This window comes from Paraburkholderia sp. RAU6.4a, assembly GCF_050435625.1.
GTDB lineage: Bacteria > Pseudomonadota > Gammaproteobacteria > Burkholderiales > Burkholderiaceae > Paraburkholderia > Paraburkholderia tuberum.
Genome location: NZ_JBNDKQ010000003.1, coordinates 2,489,435 through 2,513,604, shown reverse-complemented (window position 1 = coordinate 2,513,604; position 24,170 = coordinate 2,489,435). Strand labels below are relative to the sequence as shown.

The following is a 24,170-nucleotide window of genomic DNA, read 5'->3' as shown; positions in this document are numbered from 1 at the left end:
CATGCAATCCGCACTGAAGCGTCGATTCAGTGGGAAATTGCGCCCAGAAGTGCCGCCGTCATGTTTGCACCGCGTTCGAGACGTCGCGTTGACGGGATTTTTACATGTCCTGCGTATAGTTTTGCAACGCATTGACACGCTCTGTGCTGAAATGGAAGTGTCAAAGTCGGTCTGCTGGCCGAAATCGGAGTGCTCAATGTTACGGTTGCTGATCCCCGTAGTCGATAGCGGCGGTGCCGTACAGGCTGCCCGACACGCCGCATTTCTGTATCTGGAACACTGCGTGTCCGAAGTCGAACTGCTTGAAGTGCTTGAGCCTATTGACGAAGGGCGTGCGGCAGCGTTTCACTCGCGCAGCGCGCTGCGTCGCCATGAGAAGCACATAATGCTCGACGCGCTGATCCAGACATGCTCAGTCCTTGAGGATGCAGGCGTTCCGTACAAATGGAAGCGGGTGTTCGGGCACGGCGCAAGAGCCATTGCCGCCTATGCTGCAAAGACTCAACCGGATGTCGTCGTGATCGACGCCAGCCATTTCGGTTTCTTTCGCAGACTGACCATGCTCGCCGGGTTGTGGCGCGTGACTACCAGGCCGGTAACCATGGTTCACTAGACTGCATGCGTGAGCGCAACGATGAGGATGAAAAGCAGGCGTGCATGAAACTTTTGAGGCCCCGCATCTTTAAACGACACCCAATCGCCTTAGTAGCGGCGTCATCGTGGCGCCCTGAACGAAGATTGAAAAAGCAACCACGGCAAAACACACGGTAATGATTTCTTCGCGCCGTGGTAGTCCGGGCGGCAATCCCATCGCGAGCGCCAAGGCCAAGGCACCGCGTAGCCCGCCCCAGAACAGGATATGTTGATGCCGCACCTCGATCTGCAGCGACGAGCGCGAGAAGAGCATGCAACACGGGTACACAGCCACGGCACGCCCCAGCATCACGACCATGATGGCGATCCCGATCGATAGCCACACGGTGTCGTATTCCCTGCGCGCCTGCTGAACTCCAATGAAAAGAAAGATGCCTCTTTTGAATTTCGAGTGGGTGGTCTGGCGAGTCAAGGGCGGGCGTGAGCCCGGCGCAGCGAACCCTTGACGCGTGTGAAACAGATAAGCTGGAGCGTGGCTGGTTGCGGCAGAATGCGGCAACCAGCCACGCAAGACGAAGCAAATGACCAATCAACTGTTTGAAGCCGCCTTGGGAATCAAGGCGCCGTGGTACGTGCAAGCTGTCGACTTTGACACGGCCAAACGGCAGCTCACAATTACCGTGGATTTTGTTGCAGGCAGCCGCTTTGCCTATCCTGGCGTAGCCGACGAGCACCCGGTGCATGACACGCAAATCAAACGACTGCGCCACCTGAATTTCTTCCAGCACGAATGCTATCTGGAGGTCCGGGTGCCGCGTGTGCGCTTGCCCGATGGCTCGGTGCGGCTGGTGGAACCGGATTGGGTCGGCCAGCTCAGCGGCTTCACCTTGCTGTTCGAGGCGCTGGTGCTGATGCTCGCTCAGCAGATGCCGTTTGCCGCCGTGGCGCGCATCGTCAACCTGTCGTGGCACCGGGTTCACGCCATCTGCTCGCGCTATGTGGAACTGGCGCTCGCGTCGGCGGACCTGTCGGACGTGACGACGGTGGCGATTGACGAAACCTCGTACCGGCGCGGCCATGAGTATCTGACACTGGTCGCCGATATGCAGGCGCGGCGGGTCGTGTTCGTCACGACCGGCAAGGATGCCGGCACGATTGAACGCTTCGCGGCCTATCTGGGCCAACACGGTGGCAAGCCCGAACAGGTCGACTCGGTCAGCATCGACATGTCGCCGGCTTTCATCAAGGGTGTCAATGAACATCTGCCCGATGCCCGAATCACGTTCGACAAATTTCACGTCGTCGCACATGCATCAAAAGCCCTCGATACGGTGCGCCGACAACAACAGAAAGTCGACCCGGAACTTAAAGGCATGCGCTGGACGCTGCTCAAAGACCCGGACAAGCTCAACCTGGCCCAATTGACCGACCTCGAAGCCCTCGTCAGGCAGTACGCGACGAAGCGAACGGCGCGGGCATGGCTGTATCGCGAGCAATTGCGTGAGATTCTCGAGCGCCGGCAAATCAACGTCGTCTCCGAGATGTTGCAGCAGTGGTGCACCAATGTCATGCGCTCCAAGGTCGAATCAATGAAGGAGGTGGCGCGAATGATTCGCCGGCACTTCGACGGCATCGTCGCCTGGACCCAGACCCGCCAGACCAACGGCTTCATCGAGGCCATCAACGGCCTGTTTCAGGCCGCCAAACGCAAAGCCCGTGGATATACTCGCTTCGAGACCATGCGTACGGTCCTCTTTCTTATTGCTGGCAAACTCGACTTCTCCGCGTTCAACTCGCATGCCTGCTGAAGGCCGTTACCCACTCCATTTTCAAAAGAGCCAGAAAGATGAACGAATTCGCCGCAAATACCGTGTACTCAAGCACGACCTCGACGGCTTCCCGGCCTCTCTTCGTCATCGCGTCGCTCGTGTTCCGCTTTCCCATCACGAGGCCCGCTATCAGCGTGGCCAATACGCCGGACAGGTGAAGGTTCTCGGCTAGCAGAAACGACCCATAGGCCGCGATCATCGCGAAGGTGATCTCGACGAGGTGATCGTCGGTGCGGTGCAGCAGCGATAGCACTGCGTTGCCGATCAGCAAACCGCAAAACACCGAACCGAGAAGCACCACGCCCGAGATCTTGAGTACTTCGACAAGGCCGACGTGCGTGCCGGCGACAAAGGCCAGCGTGACCCGAAACGCTGCCGCCGCGGTCCCGTCATTGAACAGACTCTCGGCCTCCATCAAATGCCTGAAGCGGCCTGTGACACCCGCTTCCTTGAAAGTGGCAAGGATGGAGACGGGATCCGTAGCGGCTATTAACGTGCCGAAAAGCAGCCCGCTGATCCATTCCCAATGCAACAGGAAATGCATGCCTGCTGCCGTCACGCCAGCTGACAGGAGCACCCCAAGGACCGCTAATGTCTGGACGACGACGAAATCTCGGCGTACCTGGCCCCACCTCATGTGAAACGCCGCCTCGAAAATGAGCGGCGGCAGCAGTACGTCGTAGATGAAATCCTTGGTGAGGGGAATATCTGGGAAGCTGGAAGAGGCCAGGAAAGAGAAGCTGATTCCAGCCATAACGAGACCAACGCTATACGGCATATGCAAGCGCCGGACTAGCATGGCCACCAGTGCCGAAACGAGCAACAGCAGTTCGAAGAGCCCAATGTTAAAGTCCATTCGGACGGTCCGGTCGAAAGAGAAAAGGGGCTTTTGCCACTGCTATCTTGATCTCGCCGACACGTGTCGGTGCCATGCGCATAGAAGTATATTCGAGACGCTGACGTCGGATCGCCGCAGACGCGACCGTTCCTTTCTTCCGCACGGCGTTCGGTGAGGGAAGCACCGCCGACCGTCTCCGGTCGGTCGTGCGGGCTCTATCCGTATCGTCCGGTTGGTCCCTTGAGCTGCTCTCCACGATCGGCACAAAGAGTTCGTTGCAACGGCGTTCGTCGAGGCGGGGCACCGTCCCAGCGATTGGCGACAGCATCTCCGGATGGATAACTGAAATACGAGGCGGGATAGGTTGCAAAACCTCGAGTAGGCGCTGCACACAGGGCCATCACACGCGTTCACCGTCAAGTAATGACCGATTCGGTAGTCGAAGGGCAGCGCAGTCTATCGACGTTGCAGGATGGGTTTTGTCGCGATAAGGAAGTCAGTGCGATCGGATTTGATATGAAGAGGATTGCTTATATGACCAGCGAATAGAATTGCTCGGCAGCGGTTGTGGTGTCGCCATCGTGCTGCATCTGCCCCTTTGCGAATCATGTGCATCACCTCGATGCCGGACAGAATGATGCGCGCAAACCGGAAACTCTTGAAGCCCATCATCGGCTTGATGACACGTTTGATGGCGCGGTGATCCTGGTCGGGTAACCGCTTCGCCGCAAGCCCGTTTCCCACGGACTTCGTCACCTTGCCAGTGTCAGCAAGTCACCGCCGCTTCGGCTCACTTTCTCTCGCAGCAGAGAAAGGGCATACCCCGGTACTGCAACGACAACTTCTCCGGGTTTTGCATTCCAAACATGCTCAAGCAACTTCACCCCCTTGCAGGCAGGCTACGTTGGCTGGGCGTACCGTAGGTCTCGTCCATGCGCCAGCTCTTGCCCACAGCATGGAAATTCGGACCCTTCCGAACAGAGCCAAGCGAAATTGCCAATTCGCTTTGCCAACGCCTCAGTGCGACAGGCCCGCGAAGGTATTTTGCCCGGTGATAATCGTTTGGTTCTACGATGTCGCGCAGGCTGAGGCGGAACTGGTAATACCAGCGAACGGCACAGCTGACGACGACGTCGGGGAGCCGGTGACCGATAAATCGATTTCGTCTGCTTTATTGCCTGACTCTACCTGCGCCTGTCCGAGAACCTCCCAGTGCCTTTGTGAGCGAGACCCGAAGGAATGTCTTCGTCTTTGTGTGAGGTGACGAACAAATGGTTACATTGGCGCGCGTATACTCGTCAAAAAAGTGACATATAGCACGATGAGATCGAAAGCGGCCACTGATTCAGCTGCGCGACATCTTCCGTAAGCAATGTATCTTTCGTTTAACTGAACAAATCGAGAATACCTTGCGCGGATGGTTCCAGATCAACCTTCCGAGGTTTTTGATGACTATCAGAAGCCTGATGAACACTGGCATTTCGCCTGTGCGTCTGTGGGGTGTATGGCTTATTGCGACCGTGGTTGCGTCGGTGCCATTCCTCGTCACGCCATATCCTCCTCTTGGGCAACACTTTTACAATATCGTCCGGCTCGATATCCTTTCTCATCCGGCATCGTATGCTAGAAATTTTGTCGTTCAGTGGGATGCCGTGCCTGACCTTGCCATGGATCTGGCCCTCCCGTGGTTCACGAAGCTCATACCGGTAGAATGGGCCGCCTGGCTGTTTACCCTCGTTGAACTCGGGCTATTGACATCGGGCTGCCTGGTGTTGAGCCGTGTTGCCAATGGCCGCTGGTCATGGTTACCGTTTATCAGCTTCCTGCTGCTCTATAACTGGATACTGATACGCGGCTACGATAACTTTCTGTTTGGTCTTGGCATTTCCTTTTGGGCGATCGCCGCGCACGTGGCGTTGCGCCGGGCCACCCTCGCGCGGATCCTGGTTTCGTGCTGTAGTGCCCTTGTCATCTATTTTTGCCATCTGTTTCCGCTCGCCGTTTTCGCTCTGGTCGCAGGCACGTGGGAACTTGGCTGTCTTCTTCGGGAGGGGAAGGTCTCGATTCATTCACTGGCTCGCCACGCGGCCGCGAGCTTTGTTCCGTTGCTGCTCCCCCTTGCACTGTTGATCCACAGCAGCACCGGCGGCCTTCATGGGTCAACCCACTTCGGCCTTATCCACGTACTTTCGAAGCTCGCTTTCTGCATCGATGTCTTCTCAGTGGGAAATCGTGCAGGCGATGTGGCGATCGTGGCGGGTTTGAGCCTGTTCGTGGTCATCGGTCTCGTTATGAGATGGTGGACGTGCGAGCCAGAGTTCCGGATAACCGTGTTTTCACTTCCGCTGGTAGTCCTGCTCGCACCGTTTGACGCGTTTGCTTCCTACGGTGTGATCGAGCGATGTGGGATCAGCTTCGCGTTTTTGCTGACTGCGCTGGTTGGCATACGACATTCGGTGGCGCCACGTCTCCAACGAGTCGGCGCACTCGCTCTCACGCTTGTCTTTGTTTTCCGGATCGTGACTGTGACTGAGGACTGGCGGGGCGACAGTCCTGTCATTCAGGCTTACCGCACTACGTTCGCGTCTCTGAAGGCCGGTTCCGTCTTGTTCCAGTACAAGCAAGACACCGCCGACCGGTCTCCATGGAAAGACCCCCACCGCTGGAACCCATATTTGGACAAGGTGGTGGCGCTCGCAACAGTGAATGGCGTTCTCGTGCCGGATTTGTATCTCAAAGCGGGCCAGCAACCCGTGCTTTACCGGAGCGAGAACGTAGCATTGAGGGAGTTCCAGGACGACAGCTCTACCCGGAAACCGAATGTCTTAGCAAATGGCGCCATGTTGCGCGCGTGGTCGACTGAACTGCTGGATCGTTTTCCGGACCTTCAAAGCCGGTTTACGACGGTCTATCTTGCGGTGCTCGACCCGTACCGGCGCCTACCCGAGACGCTTGATGGTTGGCAACTCGTTGCGACTTTACCTGAACATCGGCTCTATGAACTGCGTCCCCGTTGAGCTCAAATATGGACCTTAGACGACCACGACGCATGAGAGTTACACGGTCTCGACAAGGCATCGGTCGACGGGTCGCATCAAGGAGGCTGTAGTTGTTCCTTATCCTCGTGCGTTGCAACGTCGTCGGTTCAAGGCGTTGCCGACGATAGAGCCCGATACGAGCTAGTCGCATCGGAAATTGGCATGGTCCGATTTTCTTACAAGACAATGAATAGCTTCGATTCGTCTATCGAGACATATCTATCCACCATCCACTTCGGTTATCTCACGGCCCAAACCATAGAGGTCATTGCCGACCTCTACACCTTCAAAGGGCTCGTGCTCATACCGTTGCTGTGGTGGATGTGGTTTCAGCGAGACGAGCGCCGCGAATGGCGGCGAGAAATGGTGCTCGCAACGCTTCTCAGCGGCCTCCTGGCGCTCTTCGTCGGAAGACTGCTGACTCACTGGTTGCCGTTCAGAGTGCGCCCTGTCTTTAGCAGCGAGCTGCATCTGCACTTTGCGGGTCACGTCATCGAGGACGCACAGCTGTCGAGTTGGAGTTCCTTCCCAAGCGATCACGCGATGTTATGGATGGCGGTCGCCACTGGCATCTTCCTCGTGTGGCGGGGCATCGGCGTGCTGGCGATTCTCTATGCGGTGCTGGTCATTTGCCTGCCGCGTGCCTATCTAGGCTTTCACTACCCGACCGACTTGCTGGCGGGCGCGCTCGTGGGAGCCGGAATCACCTATCTAATGACGCGAGACGCGATTCGCGTGCGCTACGCCACTCCGGCGCTGCGATGGATGGAGCGTTACCCGGGACCGTCAGCGATGCTGGCCTTTATTCTGTGCCTCGAACTCGCCACGCAGTTCGACGAACTGCGCAAGCTGACGGGCAGTGTGATCAAACACCTATGAATCACACATGGCGGTTTTGTCGCGATAAGGAAGTCAGTGCGAGCGGATTTGATATGAAGAGGACTGCATATATGACCAGCGAATAGAATTGCTCGGCAGCGGTTCTGGTGTCGCCATCGTGCTGCATCTGCCCTTTGCGAATCATGTGCATCACCTCGATGCCGGACAGAATGATGCGCGCAAACCGGAAACTCTTGAAGCCCATCATCGGCTTGATGACACGTTTGATGGCGCGGTGATCCTGCTCGACGACGTTGTTCAGATACTCGATCTGCCGGATCTTGATTGGCTTTTTCCGCTCAGCGTTGAGCGCTTCGAGCGCGGCCAGATGGGCGCCGCTCTTGTCCACAGTGATAGTCTCGGGCTCAACATTTTGGGCAATCGCCTTGTCGAAATACCGACGTGCAGCAGCCTTGTCGCGATGCGCACGCAGCAGGAAATCCATCGTGTTGCCCTCCTTGTCGACGGCCCGGTACAGATATTTCCATTGTCCTTTGACCTTGACGCAGGTCTCGTCCATGCGCCAGCTCTTGCCGGCCGGGCGCTTGATTCGCCGAAATGCCTTTTCGAACAAGGGTACGAGTTTGATCACCCATCGGTGCACACTTGAGTGATCGACCTCAATTCCCCGCTCGGCCATCATCTCTTCGAGGTTGCGCAGGCTCAGCGAGTACGCCACGTAACAGCGAACACACAGCAGAATCACGTCCAGCGGATAGTGCAAGCGCTTGAGAACCTTGCCGATCCCCGCAGGAAACGTCGCACCCGATGAATTCTTCGTTTTGCCCATCTCGTTCGTGGTTCGTGAGGGAATGCGAATTCCAGCGCACCGCGGTAGCGCGACAGAACCCCCGCCGTACGTTGATTGCGGCGCAAATCCGGCTTCGCCCACCTCCCGCCGAGGATTCGCCCCGGAAGTGATTCATCGGGCAGCCTTTTATGCAGTTGAGCAAGCGGACTTGCTCTACATGCACAGCGGACGCCGCTCCGTCGCAATCATAGTAACCACAAGAGAGGCCTGCACTATTGTCGTTGCGGATGATCAAGAAAGAAGCGCAGCATTTCGGCACTCGCATCCGGACCAGTAGCGTCCGTATAACTGCCTCGTGCATTGCCGCCTGCCCAAGCGTGCCCTGCGCCATGAATGGTCCACAACTCGGCGTCGATACCGTCGCCGGAAACCAGCCGCGAGACGGTACAGGCGCGTCGGCCCGCGTCGACCCGACGCCGTTCGCTGCCGGCGTCCGGCCGTGCGTCGAACCTCTGCACGAGCCGCGTGGCATTCGCTACGTGAACGGTGGCATCCGCGTCACCATGAAAGACGATCATGGGCCGTCTCGGTGACAAGTCTGTATCGCCTTGCACGCGCCGTGCGTTTCGGGGGTGCTTGCCGCCTTTCATCGCCGCGAGCGCGGAGGGTAAATTGTGCGCGCACCGTGCCGGAAGACCGGAATGCACGCCGACCGCGGCATACAGTTCGGGATACTCGGCGATCATGATCGCCGCCATTGCGCCCCCCGCGGACATCCCCGCGACGTACACGCGCGCAGGATCGACGTTGTGGGCCGAGATGATTTCGCGCGTGATGCCGGCGATCAGCGACGGCTCGCCGCGCTCGCGATGCTGATCGTCAGGTTTGAACCAGTTCCAGCACTTCGACGGATTCGCCTGCTGCGGTTGCACCGGATAAGCTACAAGACATCGATGCCGCTCGGCAAGCGCGTTCATCTGCGTGCCTGCTGCGAAATCGTCGGCGTCCTGCGTGCAGCCGTGCAGCATCACAATCAGTGGCAGCGGCTCGCCGGCGCCACCCGCCGGCACATACAGCCGATATTGACGGCGACCGGCGGCATTCGCATACGCAAGCGTGATGAAATGTCCTCGTTCCTCCACGTCCAGGCAGTCTTCTCGCGCCTTGTGCGCGGTCGCTTCCTTGGTCTTTGCAAACGGGAAGACAACGGGCTCTGGCGTCTTGTCCCGCGACGCAGTTTCGTTCACTGCACCGACGCTTTCCCCTCGCAGTGCGCGTTGTATCGCTTCTGTCGCTTCGGCAACGCCGCGGGTACGCAGCAAAGTCATCGCTTCGTGCATTGAGTTCAGAAAGCCTTCGTTGAGTTTCATCACATTTGTCCGATTACCGGTGTTGAGGGGGTGGGCCTCGCGCGGCTAGTGGATTCTGCCGGCAAGCGCCGTCTTGACTGCGGGCGAAGCGTGAAAGGCTCCCAGCACCACGACGCTTTCGATAGTCGCGAGCGCGAGTTCCGGGGAGACATCGGCGGCAATGCTGGCCAATCCCAGGACCTGAATGTTGAGACGCTCGCGCGCGGCTCGAATCGCCTCGAGATCCTGCCTGGAAAAATGCTGCAGCCCGAGCACGAGCGAACGACGCGCAACCGTTTCCTGGACGACCCGCGCATGTAGCGCGAGCTGGTTGCGAATCGCCGTTCGGATCAGGTCGGTCCGGTTCGCATAGAAGCCTTCTTCAACCAGCAGGTCGATCTGCCCGAGGTCGACCGGTCCGAGGTTGATCGTGATTTTTTCCGAGTCGCCGCCTTTCGAGCGGGGGGTGTCCACTACCGCGGGTTTCTTCATCGCACCATCCTTGCACCATCCATGTGGATGGTTATAGGATGGTTTGAGATGCGCCGCAACATAAAAATTTGGGGTCGAGACGCCTTCTGGGCTCGCCGCATCGCTGGTCGTGGGGGCTAGATAGAGCGCTATCGCCGGTCGATGCGCACATGGATAGCTACGACGTACTGGCCGGTTGGAGGACGCACATCGCGCTGTTCGACCGCATTGTTAAGTTAACGCTGAATAAGACGGCCGGGCAACGGGAGGTTGGCACTGATGTTCGCTCGAACACAACGGATGAGCGTCAAGGCGCAAAACCATCAGAATAAGGCGCGAAATGGAGAGGTTCCCCGACCAGTTTTGACAAATTCAACTGCTATCCTTCAAAACTTGAACCCGTTCACTATCGCGGCTTTATCCCGGTAGTTGCTGCCGCAGGTCTCGCCAAACGCAGTCCATCAGCGCTCAAAATCGGAGTGGTCAACATCCCGCGAACCTCTCAACCCCGATGTCACTCGGGCAGCGAAAGCCGGTACTGCGGAAGCGGATTGCGCAGACCTCAACATGGACCAAGGATTACCAGCATACTGGCCCGGTAGAGCCTGAAATTCGTCGTATCGTTCGCACCGCCATGAGGGAGATATGCATAAACCCATCGACACTGAAACGATCCCGAGCAATGAATTGCAGCAGGTCAAGGCGACTTATGCCAAGCTTTGCGAGGACTACATTGCACATCGTAGCGATGGTGAATACCGGGACTATGTGCAATCGGTCATTGCCAACAACGCGAGTCTCGATCGCCACGTGCGCGCGTTCGAAATTTACGCACCGTATATCAAGCGTGGCATGAAAGTGCTCGACTGGGGATGCCGGCACGCGCCAGATTCGTGCATGCTTCGCACGCTCTACCATGACATCGATATATATGGCTGCGACATCTGCAAGGATGGGCAATTCGCGGAATTCCATGAGTACGCCGGGTTATCTTTCGCATCGCTCGATCATGAATTTCTGCTGCCCTACGAAGACAATCAATTCGATGTGGTGATCGGAAGCGGTGTACTCGAGCACGTGGCCCGCGAGCAAAAGAGCCTCGATGAGCTATGGCGCGTGCTGAAAAACGACGGTTTGCTGATAATCACATTTTTACCTAACCGCTTATCGGTGACCGAAAACGCGTGCAGAGTCATGAAGAAGTACACGGGCCATAATCGGCTGTACAGTCTCAGCGACGCGAAGCGCCTGTTTCTCCGGTCGGGATTCGTACTGGAAGAATGCGGCTATCACCAGGTCTTTCCCACCTTCGCAAAAGGCATAAAGGGCGGCGGAGCGCTCAACGCACTGGCCAATATCGGCATGAAGCTGAACCGGCCTTTCGAGCGGATACCGATCGTGAATGCAGTCTCGGCTAATCTGTTTTTCATCCTCCGCCGCGTGCATGAGATGTAGCAGGCGGCCGCCAAGGCGGCCTACCTCGCGGGATCATTGGGCAAGGCCGCGCCCTCCTGTTGCGACGTCACAAATCCTCTCAATGCAGGGGTGAGCCGGAAAACGAGCTTCTCGATCTCCACCACGAGGAAAAACAGGACGCCACCACCGACGAGCCACCCCCACGCCGACAAGGGCAGAGCCTCGGTGTGGAAAACGGCATGGAACGGGAACGTATAGGTGAACAGAAGCTGCAAGACCACGACGCCGGCTATTCCGTACCAGAGATAGCGATTGCCTGTATGGGCGCGCACGGACAGCGACGAATCGAGCAGATACCGGATGTTGAGCAGATAGAACACCTGGCCCAGCGTAATGGCGTTGACCGCGGCCGTGCGCGCCATCTGATCCGACGCCCCTTGCGACTTCATCCAGAAGAAGGTGGACAGCGTATAGATCACGAGCGCCGCGCCGACGAACAGGATGCGCCAGATGCCGAAGCGCGTGACGATCGGCCGGTCGATTGCGCGTGGCGAGCGGCGCATCACGTCTGCCTCGTGCGGCTCGAACGAAATGGTCAGGCCGAGCGCGACGGAAGTAACCATGTTGACCCACAGGATCTGCGGCGCCGTGATCGGCAGCGTGAAGGAGAACAGGATCGCCACCGCGATCACCGCGCCTTGCGCGACATTGGTCGGCAGCATGAACAGCATCGCTTTCTCGATGTTGTTGTAGACCGTGCGCCCTTCCTTCACCGCCGCGGAGATCGACGCGAAATTGTCGTCGGCGAGGATCATGCCCGCCGCCTCCTTCGTCACCTCGGTGCCCTTGATCCCCATCGCGACACCGATGTCGGCTTTCTTGAGCGCCGGCGCATCGTTGACGCCGTCGCCCGTCATCGCGACGATCTGCCGGTTCGCCTGGATCGCCTTGACGAGCCGCAGCTTGTGCTCGGGACTCGCGCGCGCGAACACGTCGACGCCGCGCACGCATTCCTGCAGCGCCGCATCGTTCATCGCCTCGATCTCGGTGCCGGACACGGCGGTCTTGCCGTCGCCGATGCCCAGCATTCTTGCGATTGCCGCCGCCGTGATCTTGTGGTCGCCCGTAATCATCGTCACGCGAATGCCGCCGCCGTGGCATTCGCGCACGGCGTCGATCGCCTCTTTGCGCGGCGGGTCCATCAGGCCCACGAGGCCGAGCAGTACGAGGGTACGCGGCAGGTCCTGCGGCCCGAGGCCGCCCGTACGCAGGCCCGGGTCCGACAGCCACGCGAGCCCGAGCACGCGCTCACCTTGCGCGGCGAGCCGGTCGCCCTCCCTCGCGAAGTGCTCGCGATCGAGCGGCGCCGGGCCTTGCGCCGTCTGCTGCCGGTCGCAGTGGTCGAGGATCACCTCTGGCGCGCCCTTGACCAGCAGCATCTCGCCGTCCGTCGAACGGTTCAGCGTCGCCATGAACTTGTGCTCGGACTCGAAGGGGATCGCGTCGATCCTCGGCGCGGCGGCCGTCTCGGCGGCACGGTCCATGCCCAGCTTGGAAGCGAACGGATAGAGCGCGCCCTCGGTCGGGTCACCCTCCACTTTCCATTTGCCGTCTTCCTCGAAGAGCTCGGCGTCGTTGCACAACAGCGACACGCGGCCCATCAGCTTGAGCACGTCCGGCGCAGCGCCGAGCGGCTTGCCATCCGCGCTGACCTCTCCTTCGCTGGCGTAGCCGTCGCCCGTAACGGCATAGGCCGCTTCGGCCGTTACGACGGAGGTCACCATCATCTCCATCAGGGTCAGCGTGCCCGTTTTATCCGAGCAGATGCGCGAGACGGCGCCCAGTGTTTCGACCGCCGGCAGGCGGCGAATAATGGCGTTGCGCTGGGCCATGCGCTGCACGCCGATGGCGAGCGTGATGGTGATGAGCGCCGGCAGGCCTTCCGGGATGACCGATACCGCAATCCCCACGATGGCCTGGAACAGCTCGACGAAGGTCATGTGTCCGAGCCAGTGCCCCCAGGAGAAGAGCAGCACGCTGACAACGGCGATCACTGCCGTGATGACGTAGCCGAACTTCTTGATCTGGCGCAGCAGCGGCGTCTCGAGCGCGCTGACCTCGGCGAGCATCTGGTTGATCCGGCCGAGTTCCGTCTGGCTCCCGGTCGTCACCACGACGCCGGTTGCCCGGCCCGACAAGACCATCGTGCCGCAGAACGCCATGTTCTCGCGGTCGCCGACCGTGGCTTTGGCGGGTACCGGCGCGGTGCCCTTCTCGGCCGGGAGGGATTCCCCCGTAAGAGCCGCTTCTTCCGTGCGCAGGTTCCTGGCGTCGACGAGACGCATGTCCGCCGGGATTTTGTCGCCCGATTCCAGTAGCACGATGTCGCCAGGAACGAGTTCCTCGGCGGGGATCAAGCGAACCGCTCCGCCACGCATCACGCGCGCTTCCGCGGACAGCATGTTGCGAATCGAGTCGAGCGCCTTCTCGGCGCGTCCTTCCTGCAGGAAGCCGAGCAGCGAGTTGAGGATGACGACGGCCAGAATGACCGAGCCATCGAGCCACAGGCCCAGCATCAACTTGACGAAACCGGCCGCGAGCAGCACGTAGATCAGAACGTTGTGGAGCTGCATCAGGAAGCGTACGACCGGCCCCCTCTTCTTGCCCTGCGGGAGGCGGTTCGGCCCATAGGTGGCCAGCCGCCCGGTCGCTTCCGATGCATCGAGGCCCTGCGCGGGATCGACGTTGAACTGCCGTTCGATGTCACCGGCCGGCATCGCATGCCACGGCGTCGCACTCTCAACTGAACTCATCCTCGTGTCTCCCGGTTCCGGTGATTTCGGGTCAGGGGGCCGCTCTCAATGGTCTGGATCGTCCCCGGGTTGATCGGGTCTCGTCTCGTCCACCGCTTCAGCGTCGAGTTCCGCCCTCGCGGCGGCGAGATCCTTCATCTGCTCTTGCGTGGCTTTCGGATATTCGAGGTCGAGCTTCTCGACGGCCTCGACGATCGCGGCCGCGACGATGAGGCGCGTGAAAGGTTTGTTGTCGGCGGGCACGACGAACCACGGAGCCGCTTCGGAGGCCGTCGCGCGGATCGCCTCTTCATAGGCGTGCATATAGTCGTTCCAGTAGCGACGCTCGCGAACGTCGGCTGCGGAAAACTTCCAGTGCTTGTCGGGATTGTCGAGGCGATCCATGAATCGCCTCTTCTGCTCCCCGTACGACAGGTTCAGATAGAACTTGAGAATGACCACGCCCTGGCGCGTCAGATAGTCCTCGAAGCGCGCGATGTCGGCGAGCCGCTCGTCCCATATGTTGTTGCCGACCCGTGCCGGCGGGATCTTCTGCGCATGGAGCAGATGCTGATGCACGCGCACCACCAGCACCTCCTCATAGTACGAGCGGTTGAAAATGCCGATGTGCCCGCGCTCGGGCACTTTCCTCGAATAGCGCCAAAGGAAGTCGTGGGAGAGCTCCTCATCCGACGGCTGCTTGAACGAGATGACATCGCACCCCTGCGGATTGACGCGCGACATCACGTGCTTGATCGTCCCATCCTTTCCCGCGGCGTCCATGGCCTGGAACACCAGCAGCACGGACCAGGAATCCTGCGCGTAGAGGATCTCCTGCTCCATCGCGAGCCATTTCGACCCGCGCTGGAGCAGTTGCTGCGCCTCTTCCTTATGCATTCTGAGTCCCACCGTCTCGCCGGGATCGAAATTCTTCAGGAAGAAATCTTTGCCGCTCGTGACGCGGAACGGATCGGTGTATGCCCGCAGCGCGTCGAGTATTTCCCTGCGAACCATCGCTCTTTCTCCACGGCATCTGCATTCAGTTGCACGATTCGCGGATTGCATCGCAACCGCAGTCGTACTGTTCACAACTCTTTCTGATAATAGGTCACGCAAACGGAAACGTGCTCATCGGCAACGACGCTGCGCACCCGCGTAGCGACGGGAAACACACGTCTGAACGCTGCCACGTTCCGAACCGCACTGCCGGTCGATCACCGCCTGTCGGCCCCGTCGACCCAGTCGCGACAAGGCCGTCAGACGATAGGCATTACCTGTGCTTATCCTTCACCAGACAGCGCCAACAAAAAAATGGACGAGCACAATGTCGAGCCACGAACACGGGGAACAGCGGAGTAGTGGGCGTTACCCGCTATTGTCTTTATCTATGCGCTGCGTCGCATGCCACGGCTTTTGCTGTTTGCGATTCCTCTCAACGTGACGATGATCCTGTCGACGCCGACGCAAGGCGGTCACTATCTCGCCGATGTGTTTGCGGGTCTGCTGGCGACGCGCAAATCCGCGAAGGCGCCGAGTTCGCGGTCCATGCAGGTGCGAACGGCATGAGCTGGACGCTCGGAAGCGGCCGCGCGGACTAACGTGAACGCGGCGCGGCTTGCGCCGCGCCGCCGTGGTTCGAAGCGACTGGAAGACCGCGCGCTAGCCCGGCGCCCGCCCCAACACCTGCGAATCCGACGACGCCGTCGTCGACGTCTCGTCACGCCCGTGCCCATGCCCCGTCGTCGTGACCGCATTGGTGCCGCCGGGCCGACGCACCGATTTCGCGTGCCGCTCGATCAATCGCTGCAGCAAACAGAACGCGCACAGCAGCGCGCCGATCACGATGCGCGTCCACCACGAACTGAGCGTGCCGTCGAACGTAATCAGCGTCTGGATCGTGCCCAGAATGCCGACGCCGAACAGCGAGCCGACCACATAACCGACGCCGCCCGTCAGCAGCGTGCCGCCGATCACCGTGGCCGCAATCGCATCGAGTTCCATGCCCTGCCCTTGCAGCCCATAGCCCGACAGCACGTAGAACGTGAACACCGCGCCGCCGAGCGCCGAACAGAAGCCGCTCAGCGCATACACGCCGACCCGCGTGCGCGCGACCGGCAGGCCCATCAGCAGCGCCGAGCGCGGATTGCCGCCGACCGCATACACGTTGCGTCCGAAGCGCGTGAAATGGGCGACATAGATCGCGGCCGCGAGCGTCACGGCCGCGATCAGCACGTTCGCCGATACCGAACCGACGCCGACACTGAGACGAAACGCGGAGATCGCCTTGAACGTCGGATCGGTGATCGTGATCGACTGCGTCGTGATCAGAAAGCACAGGCCACGCGCGAAGAACATCCCCGCCAGCGTCACGATGAACGCCTGCAGGCGGAAGTAGTGAATCAGCGCGCCCTGCACCGCGCCGAACACCGTGCCCATCAACAGCACGATCGGAATGATGAGCCACACCGACACATGCATGTGCTCGGACAGCACGGCTTCGACGATCGTCGTCAGCGCGACGATCGAGCCCACCGACAGATCGATGCCCCCCGACACGATCACGAACGTCATGCCGATCGCGACGATCAGCAGGAACGCGTTGTCGACGAGCAGATCGAGCAACACCTGCCACGAGAAGAAACCGGTGTACATCACCGAACCAAAGCCGAACAGCGCGCAGAACAGCAGGACCGTCACCGCGATCGGCAGCGTGCGCGGATCCACCACGCGGGCGAGTGCTTCGAGAACGCGCGTCATCGTGCCACCCCGCGCGATTTGACGAGCGACGCGCCGAACGACACCGCGAGCGCGCGTGCCACCGGCGACTGGATCACGCTGACCGCGAGCACGACGGCCGCCTTCACGACGAGCGTCGCTTCCGGCGGCACGCCGATCGAATACGTGGTGTACGTGAGCGTCTGGATGATCAGCGCGCCGAGCACCGTGCCCGCGAAACTGAAGCGGCCGCCGAGCAGCGACGTGCCGCCGAGCGTCACGGCGAGAATCGCGTCGAGTTCGAGCAGCAAGCCCGCGTTGTTGCCGTCCGCGCTACGCACGTTCGAGCTGATCAGGATGCCGGCCAGCGCCGCGGTCAAGCCCGAGAAGCCGTACACCGCGAATACGATCGCCTTCGAGCGCAAGCCGACGAGCCGCGTCGCAACCGGGTTCACGCCGATCGCGCGAATGAACAGACCGAGCGCCGTGCCCTCCACCAGGGCGGCGGTCGCCAGCACGGCTATGGTCGCGATCCATACCGAGCACGGCACGCCGAGCCAGTAGCCGCCACCGACGAACAGATAGCCGGGCGCGCCGATCGGGATGATCTGCCCGGCGGTCAGCAGTTGCGCGATGCCACGGCCCGCGACCATCAGAATCAGCGTCGCGATGATCGGCTGCATGCCGACGAACGCGACGAGCAGCCCGTTCCACATGCCGCTCAAGATGCCGACGACGAGCGCGGCCAGCAGCGCCTGCGCGATCAGCGCACCGCTCGGCACGGCCTGGGTCGCGAGTATCGTCGCGGCCGCGGCGCCCGCGATCGCGACCACCGCGCCGACCGAAATATCGATGCCGCGTGTCGCAATCACGAGCGTCATGCCGATCGCGACCAGCACGAGCGGCGCCGCGCGATTCAGGATGTCGATCGGCGCGCCGAACAGGTGGCCGTCGAGCGTGCGCAGCGCGAGAAAATGCGGATTGGCCAGCAGGTTCAGTCCGAACAGCAACACGAGCGTCACGCATGGCCACAGCAGCGGACGCTCCACCCCGTCGCGCGCGAACCAGTTCGATAGCTTCATTCGCCGCTCCCTGCGATGAGTCGGTAGATGTTGTCCTCGTTCGATGCCTTACCGGCCACCTCGGCGATCTTGCGGCGATCGCGCAGCACCGCGACGCGATGGCTCACGCGCAGCACCTCGCTGATCTCCGACGAGATGAACAGGATGGACAGGCCGTTCGCGCACAGCGCGAGCAGCCGGTCCATGATGTCGAACTTCGCGGCGACGTCGATGCCGCGGGTCGGCTCGTCGAGGATCAGCAGTTTGGGATCGGTTGCCAGCCAGCGCGCGAGCAGCGCCTTCTGCTGGTTGCCGCCGGACAGCAGCGCGATCGGCTGCTCGGCGTCGGACGCCTTGATGCCGAGCCGCTCGATCCACATATCGGCGAGCTCGCGCGCGCGTTGCCGGCTGATCTTGCGCCACCAGCCGCGCCGCGCCTGCAACGCGAGCATGATGTTTTCGCGGATCGACAGTTCGGCGACGATGCCTTCCTTCTTGCGGTCTTCCGCGCAATAGCCGATGCCGTGGCGCACCGCGTCGTGCGGCGTGCGCAGCCGCACGACGCGCCCTTCGACGAGGATCGTGCCGCTGTCCGCGCGATCCGCGCCGAACAGAAGCCGCGCGGTTTCGGTGCGGCCCGAGCCGAGCAGACCCGCGAGGCCGAGAATCTTGCCGGCCTGCATCTCGAGATCGATCGGCTGCAAGGTGCCGCGACGGCCGACGCCACGCAGCTCGATGAACGGCGGCGTGGCCGTTGCTGCCGTGTGGTCTTGCGCGACCTCCTGATCGTCGGCGGCCTGTCCTTCGTGCGCCGCTTCGCGCAGACGCGCGCTCATGCGCTCGTGGCCGACCATCTTCGCGACCAGCTGATCCGCGGACAGATCGCGCGCGAGATATTCGCCTTCGCGCTCGCCGTTGCGCATCACCGTGATGCGATCGGAGATCGCATAAGTCTGCTCGATGAAATGCGTGACGAACAGGATCGCAATGCCCGATCGCTTAAGATGTCGAAGTATTTTGAATAGCTGCGCGACTTCGCTGTCGTCGAGGCTCGAAGTCGGTTCGTCGAGAATCAGCACGCGCGCATCGACGGACAACGCTCGCGCGATCGCGACCATCTGCTGCACGGCGATCGGATAGGCGTCGAGCGAGCGCGTGACGTCGAGCGACACGTCGAGGCGCGCGAGCGCTTCCTGCGCGCGCCGCTTGATGTCGGGCCAGTCGATCGCGCCGAAGCGGCGCGGCTGCCGGCCCGCGAAGATGTTCTCCGCCACCGACAGATTCGGGCACAGGTTCACTTCCTGGTACAGCGTGCGCACGCCGGCCGCCTCGGCTTCCTGCGGCGACGCGAACGCGACCACCTCGCCGCCGAGGCGGATCGTGCCGGCATCGGGTGCGAGCACGCCGGTGAGCACGTTGATCAACGTGGATTTGCCGGCGCCGTTCTGGCCCATCAGCGTATGGACCTCGCCGGGAAACAGGCGGAAGTCGACGTGTTGCAACGCCTTCACGCCCGGAAATGTCTTGCTGACGCCGGAGGTCGCCAGAATCGGTTCGCGCGCGCTCATGTCATTCTGTTGGCCTGGCGCGCCCGGCGGCGTGCCGCGCCGCGGCTGGTCCGGCTGATTCGGTTCGGTAGCGGAATGGGTCATGGACCTCGCTCGATCGGCTATGCATGGTTCGGCAGGCCCCAGTGACATGCTCCCGCGGGCGCATGCTCCTGAAAAGAGACCGCCCGCTGCAGAAGAAAGCAGCCCGGGCGGTCAGGCACCACTGGAGAAACCTGTTCGATGCGTCCGTACTGCACATCTCCTTCGCGCCGTGAGCCCGTTGGCCCCGGCGCCTGAACACCGCACACGCCGCGGCGCTCGCGCGAGCGCTGCCGCGGCGACGTTGCGCGCCGCGTCAGTACTTACGCGACGGCAGAGTTTGCGCGGCCACGCTCATCGGGAAGACAGTCTCCTGAGTCAGGATGCGCTTCGGCAGCGGCTTGCCTGCCACGACGTCTTTCACCGCCGACATCAACTGCGGTCCGAGCAGCGGGCTGCACTCGACGTCGACGTTCATCTTGCCGGCGGCCATCGCCTGGAAGCCGCCCTTGGTTGCGTCGAACGAAACCACCACGACGTCCTTGCCCGGATGCATGCCGGCTTCTTCCATCGCCTGGATCGCGCCGAGCGCCATGTCGTCGTTATGAGCATAGACGACGTTGATCTTGTTGCCGTAGGTCTTGATGAACGCTTCCATCACCTGCTTGCCGCCGGCGAGCGTGAAGTCGCCGCTTTGCGACGCGATGATCTTGAACTTCGGATCGCTCTTGATCACTTCGATCAGACCCGCGTGGCGGTCGTTGGCCGGCGCGGAGCCGACCGTGCCTTGCAGCTCGGCGATGTTGACCGGACCTTTATCGTCCTTGTAGTGATCCGCGAGCCAGTGGCCGCCGCGCCGTCCTTCTTCGAGGAAGTCCGAGCCGATCATCGTCACGTACAGCGACGTATCCTTCACGTCGATGTTGCGGTCGGTCAGGATCACCGGAATCTTCGCGGCCTTGGCTTCGAGCAGCACCGGTTCCCAGCCCGATTCGACGACCGGCGAGAACGCGATCACGTCGACCTTCTGCGCGATATACGAGCGGATCGCCTTGATCTGGTTTTCCTGCTTCTGCTGAGCGTCGGAGAATTTGAGGTTGATGCCGGCCTCCGTCGCCGCCGACTTCACCGATTCGGTATTCGCGGTGCGCCATGCGCTTTCCGCACCGACCTGCGCAAAACCGAGCGTAATTTTCTTGTCCTCGGCATGCGCGCCGGGCGTGGCCAGCGTCAGCGCTCCGAGACTCGCGCAAAGCGCGAGCGCGCCCAGAGCGCGACACGCGGCACGTCGTGTATTCGCCATGACAGTCTCCAATCGTTGTTGTGTAGACGACCCAGCGGTCTGCCCGGCCCTCGTGGCCCTCTCGGCACATGGATCGTGATGTAGCGTACTGTGCGAGGCGTTAACCGTCCAATCATATGATTCGCGCCCTCGATATCAATTTTGGTATGGCGCGTCGGTCAGAGCATTGCCGCTCGCTGCCTCAGGTCGGCGTCATTCTTGGCGTGACCCAGCGAAACGTCAGATTGATGCGCTCGCCGCTCACGCGCGGCTCCTTCGGCACCCGATGACGCCACTGCGCCTGGGTGTCGCCTTTCATCACGAGCAGGCTGCCGCCCTTCAGCGAGAACGATTGCACGACGCCGCTGCGGTTGTGCTGCAGATCGAACCTGCGCGCGACGCCGAGGCTCACCGACGCGATCACCGGTTGCTTGCCGAGTTCGGGCTCGCGGTCCGCGTGCCAGCCCATGCTGTCGGCGCCACTGCGGTAACGATTCAGCAGCACGCTGTTAAAACGCGCGCCGCTGGTCGCCTCGACGGCCGCCTTCAGTTCGGCGACGGCGGGCGTCCATGCTTGCGGCACGTTGCGGATGCCCGAGTACACGTACACCGCGTCCGGCTCGCCCTGCCAGGCGGTCAGACGCGGCAGTGCAACACGGCCGGCGGGCGTGCCCATCATGTCCTGGCGCCATTGCACTTCGTCGATCAGTCGGGCCAGCAGGCGTTCGGCGTCGGCCGCTGCGAGCCAGTCGGGATACCAGTCGACGTCGGGCGTCGGCAGGTCGTTGAATAAATCGGTGCTCATCGGAATGTCTGGATGCAAGCGGACAAGTCAAAACCCTGACTATTATGGCGACACCGGCTCACCCGCTGATTCACGCGCGTTGCTCTTTCATTCGACGCGGCTCTGCGCGTGCCCTCTGTTCTTTCGCACGGACCACTTCCATGACACTTTCGGATCAGGCGCTCGCGCAGCTCTTTCGCGACGCGCGTACGCACAATGGCTGGCAGAACAAGCCGATCGACGACGCCGTGCTGCGCGAGCTGATGGAGCTCGTACTGCTCGGCCCGACCTCGGCCAATTCGAGTCCGGGCCGCTTCGTGTTCGTCAGGACGCCGGAGGGCAAGGAGAAACTGCGCCCGGCGTTGTCGGCTGGCAATCTCGAGAAAACGATGGCCGCGCCCGTCACGGTGATCGTCGCCATGGACATCGCCTTCTACGAGTATCTGCCGAAACTGTTTCCCCATGCGGATGCGCGCAGCTGGTTCGTCGGCAACGAGCGGTTGATCGCGGACACGGCGTTTCGCAATTCGACGCTGCAAGGCGGGTATCTGATTCTCGCGGCGCGTGCGCTCGGTCTCGACACTGGGCCGATGTCGGGCTTCGATCAGGCCAAGGTCGACGAAGCGTTTTTTGCGGGCACGACGTTGAAGTCGAACTTCCTGATCAATCTTGGCCACGGCGATCCGTCAAAGCTGTTTGCACGCAGCCCGCGTTTTTCGTTCGACGAAGCGGCGCGCATAGTGTGACGGGGCGTTGATGATGGATGGCGCTGCGGGTGCGCGCCACGCGCTGGATCGGATCGCGTCAGGTCAGTACCGCGATATAAAAGACCACCGTGCCGATCAGCGCACCGATGAAGCAGAAGCCCTCTTCGGCTTCGTCGCCATTCGAGCGCAGCCACGCGCCGACCGCACCGAACAGGCCGGCGATGCCAAGCGCGACGCACACCATCACGACGTCGAACAGCGCGCTTTTGCCGAGTTCGGAGAAATCGATGTTGCGTACGCCGACGTAAAGCGCAATCGCCATCAGCGAGATGCCGACGAGCGGCAGCATCACGTGGCTGCCCTCGTGCCCGACATGATGCTCATGATGAACATGATGCACGTCGTGCGCGTGATGCCACAGGTGGCCCGATTTGAGCAGCTTCATGGTGTGCCTCCCCCCCGCCCGATCTTTCCCGGCGACAGAACCAGTCATGGCCGAAGCGCCCTACGCTGCCCCGGCAACAAGCTGGCTTGTTTCAAGCATACTCCACGCATGAATACAATTCAAAGCCCATTTAATTCGCTTGCATAGGCATTGAATGCGTGGCGCGCGGCCCTGTAAGTATGTGCTGAGCGCGGAATGCGCCTGCCCCGGCAAACACCTTTCGTGGCTCGTCCCGGCGGCTTCGGGGCCGGCGTGTCGTGCGGTGCGGGAGCACGAATTTTGCGGCTACGGCAAGGGACCGAACATGTCGGTAGAATGATTCGCCGCGTTCCGTCAACCGATCGCCGCCGCGCTATCGCTGCCCTTCGGCCCCTTCCCGCTCTGATCCTCTTTATGCGACGTTCATCGTTTCTTGTCCGCATCATCCTGATTGGCATCCTGCTGCATATCTATGTCGGCTTGCGCCTGATTCCCGACATGCCGATCGACGCGGCCGGCCGCGGGCTGTGCGTGCTGTGGCTCGTGCTGTCGATCTACCTGATCCCGGTCGGCATGATGGCGCGCGGCTTCAAGCGCCAGCCGCTCGGCGACCGTCTCGCGTGGGTGGGCCTGCTCGCGATGGGCTTCTTCTCGTCGCTGCTGGTACTGACGTTCGCGCGCGACCTCGTGCTGGCGTCGCTGCTGACGATCGACGCGATCTGGCCGAACACGCTCACGATCGCGCATTGGCGCACCGGCTCGGCGGCGGCGGTGCCGCTGCTCGCGCTGCTGTCGACGCTGATTGGCCTGTTCAACGCGCGCCGTCGCGCGCGCGTCGTCACGATCGACGTGCCGATCGACGATCTGCCTGCCGCGCTCGACGGCTTCACGATCGTGCAGATCAGTGACATCCACGTCGGCCCGACGATCAAGGGCCGCTATGTCGATGCGATCGTCGACGCGGTGAACCGGCTCAAGCCGGATCTGATCGCGGTGACGGGCGACGTCGTCGACGGCAGCGTGCCGCAGCTGAGCCGGCATACGCAGCCGCTGTCGCGGCTCGCCGCGCGGCACGGTGCGTTTCTCGTGACCGGCAATCACGAGTACTACTCCGGAGCGAACTCGTGGATCGCCGAATTCCGCCGGCTCGGCTTGCGGGTGCTGCTGAACGAACACGTGATAGTCGACCATGACGGCGCGCGCGCCGTCATCGCCGGCGTCACCGATTACTCGGCGGGTCATCACGACCCCGCGCATCGCAGCGACCCGGTCGCGGCGCTCGCCGGCGCGCCGGGCGACGTGCTGATCAGGGTGCTGCTCGCGCATCAGCCGCGTTCGGCCGAAGCGGCCGCGGCGGCCGGCTTTACGCTGCAGTTGTCGGGTCATACGCACGGCGGTCAGTTCTTTCCGTGGAATTTCTTTGTGCGCCTGCAACAGCCGTTCACGGCAGGCCTCGCGCGCCTGAACGGACTCTGGGTTTATACGAGTCGCGGTACGGGCTATTGGGGTCCGCCGAAACGACTCGGTGCGCCTTCGGAAATCACGCGCTTGAGACTCGTGCCGGGCGAACCGGATTGAACTCAACATTCGCAGTCCGGAGCAATTAATTACGGCCTGTCTACGATGCGGCTGTAGCAAACCCAAATGCGCA

21 protein-coding genes and 2 pseudogenes are annotated in these 24,170 nt (G+C 61.4%); 9 read left to right on the top strand and 14 right to left on the bottom strand.

Annotated features, from left to right (window positions below):
• The first annotated feature begins 1 nt into the window (after position 1).
• Positions 2–613 (top strand): universal stress protein, encoded by a 612-nt coding sequence (locus tag OKW40_RS36180; protein ID WP_429493751.1) that lies wholly within the window; start codon positions 2–4, stop codon positions 611–613.
• Between the two features lie 69 nt (positions 614–682).
• On the opposite strand, the gene OKW40_RS36175 is transcribed toward OKW40_RS36180, so the two are convergent.
• Positions 683–1,066, bottom strand: a complete 384-nt coding sequence (locus OKW40_RS36175) for a cation:proton antiporter (protein WP_429493750.1) — start codon at positions 1,064–1,066, stop codon at positions 683–685.
• A gap of 109 nt (positions 1,067–1,175) precedes the next feature.
• Between OKW40_RS36175 and OKW40_RS36170 the strand changes: the two genes are divergently transcribed.
• Positions 1,176–2,402, top strand: a complete 1,227-nt coding sequence (locus tag OKW40_RS36170) for an ISL3 family transposase (RefSeq protein ID WP_429491916.1) — start codon at positions 1,176–1,178, stop codon at positions 2,400–2,402.
• Here OKW40_RS36170 and OKW40_RS36165 read toward each other — a convergent pair.
• Positions 2,383–3,279, bottom strand: a complete 897-nt coding sequence (locus OKW40_RS36165; RefSeq protein WP_429493749.1) for a cation:proton antiporter — start codon at positions 3,277–3,279, stop codon at positions 2,383–2,385. The genes OKW40_RS36170 and OKW40_RS36165 overlap by 20 nt on opposite strands.
• A 512-nt stretch (positions 3,280–3,791) precedes the next feature.
• Positions 3,792–3,972, bottom strand: a pseudogene (locus tag OKW40_RS36160) (DDE-type integrase/transposase/recombinase); the annotation flags it as partial.
• A 737-nt stretch (positions 3,973–4,709) separates the two neighbouring features.
• Here OKW40_RS36160 and OKW40_RS36155 point away from each other — a divergent pair.
• Together OKW40_RS36155 and OKW40_RS36150 are read left to right on the top strand one after the other, a co-directional pair.
• Positions 4,710–6,278 (top strand): hypothetical protein, encoded by a 1,569-nt coding sequence (locus OKW40_RS36155; RefSeq protein ID WP_184117220.1) that lies wholly within the window; start codon positions 4,710–4,712, stop codon positions 6,276–6,278.
• Positions 6,279–6,485: 207 nt separating this feature from the next.
• Positions 6,486–7,178 carry a phosphatase PAP2 family protein gene (locus OKW40_RS36150; protein ID WP_184068412.1) on the top strand — a complete coding sequence of 231 codons (693 nt, stop codon included), beginning with the start codon at positions 6,486–6,488 and terminating at the stop codon, positions 7,176–7,178.
• Position 7,179: 1 nt separating this feature from the next.
• Here OKW40_RS36150 and OKW40_RS36145 read toward each other — a convergent pair whose 3' ends face one another.
• The 3 genes from OKW40_RS36145 to OKW40_RS36135 form a co-directional block, all read right to left on the bottom strand.
• Positions 7,180–7,968 (bottom strand): IS6 family transposase, encoded by a 789-nt coding sequence (locus OKW40_RS36145; RefSeq protein WP_429493748.1) that lies wholly within the window; start codon positions 7,966–7,968, stop codon positions 7,180–7,182.
• A gap of 233 nt (positions 7,969–8,201) precedes the next feature.
• Positions 8,202–9,299 (bottom strand): extracellular catalytic domain type 1 short-chain-length polyhydroxyalkanoate depolymerase, encoded by a 1,098-nt coding sequence (locus OKW40_RS36140; protein ID WP_429365303.1) that lies wholly within the window; start codon positions 9,297–9,299, stop codon positions 8,202–8,204.
• Between the two features lie 45 nt (positions 9,300–9,344).
• Positions 9,345–9,770 (bottom strand): CopG family transcriptional regulator, encoded by a 426-nt coding sequence (locus OKW40_RS36135; protein WP_429353921.1) that lies wholly within the window; start codon positions 9,768–9,770, stop codon positions 9,345–9,347.
• 149 nt (positions 9,771–9,919) lie between these two features.
• Between OKW40_RS36135 and OKW40_RS36130 the strand changes: the two genes are divergently transcribed.
• Both OKW40_RS36130 and OKW40_RS36125 read left to right on the top strand, forming a co-directional pair.
• Positions 9,920–10,081 (top strand): hypothetical protein, encoded by a 162-nt coding sequence (locus tag OKW40_RS36130; RefSeq protein WP_429493747.1) that lies wholly within the window; start codon positions 9,920–9,922, stop codon positions 10,079–10,081.
• A gap of 313 nt (positions 10,082–10,394) precedes the next feature.
• A complete protein-coding gene (locus tag OKW40_RS36125) occupies positions 10,395–11,204 on the top strand; it encodes a class I SAM-dependent methyltransferase (protein ID WP_090806167.1) in 810 nt (269 codons plus the stop codon).
• A gap of 20 nt (positions 11,205–11,224) precedes the next feature.
• On the opposite strand, the gene OKW40_RS36120 is transcribed toward OKW40_RS36125, so the two are convergent.
• Together OKW40_RS36120 and OKW40_RS36115 are read right to left on the bottom strand one after the other, a co-directional pair.
• Entirely contained in the window at positions 11,225–13,978 is a 2,754-nt protein-coding gene (locus OKW40_RS36120; protein WP_429493746.1) for an HAD-IC family P-type ATPase, read from the bottom strand.
• 45 nt (positions 13,979–14,023) lie between these two features.
• Positions 14,024–14,971 carry a polyphosphate kinase 2 family protein gene (locus OKW40_RS36115; protein ID WP_429493745.1) on the bottom strand — a complete coding sequence of 316 codons (948 nt, stop codon included), beginning with the start codon at positions 14,969–14,971 and terminating at the stop codon, positions 14,024–14,026.
• Between the two features lie 357 nt (positions 14,972–15,328).
• On the opposite strand from OKW40_RS36115, the pseudogene OKW40_RS36110 reads away from it, so the two are divergent.
• Positions 15,329–15,523: pseudogene (locus OKW40_RS36110) on the top strand (phosphatase PAP2 family protein); the annotation flags it as partial.
• A gap of 93 nt (positions 15,524–15,616) precedes the next feature.
• On the opposite strand, the gene yjfF reads toward OKW40_RS36110, so the two are convergent.
• The 5 genes from yjfF to OKW40_RS36085 form a co-directional block, all read right to left on the bottom strand.
• Positions 15,617–16,714, bottom strand: a complete 1,098-nt coding sequence (gene yjfF / locus OKW40_RS36105; RefSeq protein ID WP_429446599.1) for a galactofuranose ABC transporter, permease protein YjfF — start codon at positions 16,712–16,714, stop codon at positions 15,617–15,619.
• The gene (locus tag OKW40_RS36100) at positions 16,711–17,754 is read right to left on the bottom strand and encodes an ABC transporter permease (protein WP_429493744.1); all 1,044 of its coding nucleotides are present in this window, start codon (positions 17,752–17,754) and stop codon (positions 16,711–16,713) included. Before OKW40_RS36100 ends, yjfF begins: the two co-directional genes overlap by 4 nt.
• Positions 17,751–19,385, bottom strand: coding sequence for a sugar ABC transporter ATP-binding protein (locus OKW40_RS36095; protein WP_429493743.1), 1,635 nt, complete (start codon positions 19,383–19,385; stop codon positions 17,751–17,753). Before OKW40_RS36095 ends, OKW40_RS36100 begins: the two co-directional genes overlap by 4 nt.
• A gap of 253 nt (positions 19,386–19,638) precedes the next feature.
• Entirely contained in the window at positions 19,639–20,625 is a 987-nt protein-coding gene (locus tag OKW40_RS36090) for an ABC transporter substrate-binding protein (protein ID WP_090806177.1), read from the bottom strand.
• 181 nt (positions 20,626–20,806) lie between these two features.
• Complete coding sequence (locus OKW40_RS36085; RefSeq protein ID WP_090806179.1) at positions 20,807–21,409, bottom strand: alpha-ketoglutarate-dependent dioxygenase AlkB family protein; 603 nt, start codon at positions 21,407–21,409, stop codon at positions 20,807–20,809.
• A 140-nt stretch (positions 21,410–21,549) separates the two neighbouring features.
• Here OKW40_RS36085 and OKW40_RS36080 point away from each other — a divergent pair, with 140 nt between their 5' ends.
• Positions 21,550–22,134: a malonic semialdehyde reductase gene (locus tag OKW40_RS36080; protein ID WP_184068297.1), complete on the top strand. Its 585-nt coding sequence runs from the start codon at positions 21,550–21,552 to the stop codon at positions 22,132–22,134.
• A gap of 58 nt (positions 22,135–22,192) precedes the next feature.
• On the opposite strand, the gene OKW40_RS36075 is transcribed toward OKW40_RS36080, so the two are convergent.
• Positions 22,193–22,540 (bottom strand): hypothetical protein, encoded by a 348-nt coding sequence (locus OKW40_RS36075; protein WP_090806184.1) that lies wholly within the window; start codon positions 22,538–22,540, stop codon positions 22,193–22,195.
• A 393-nt stretch (positions 22,541–22,933) separates the two neighbouring features.
• On the opposite strand from OKW40_RS36075, the gene OKW40_RS36070 reads away from it, so the two are divergent.
• Entirely contained in the window at positions 22,934–24,097 is a 1,164-nt protein-coding gene (locus tag OKW40_RS36070; RefSeq protein WP_184038688.1) for a metallophosphoesterase, read from the top strand.
• Positions 24,098–24,170: the final 73 nt, after the last annotated feature.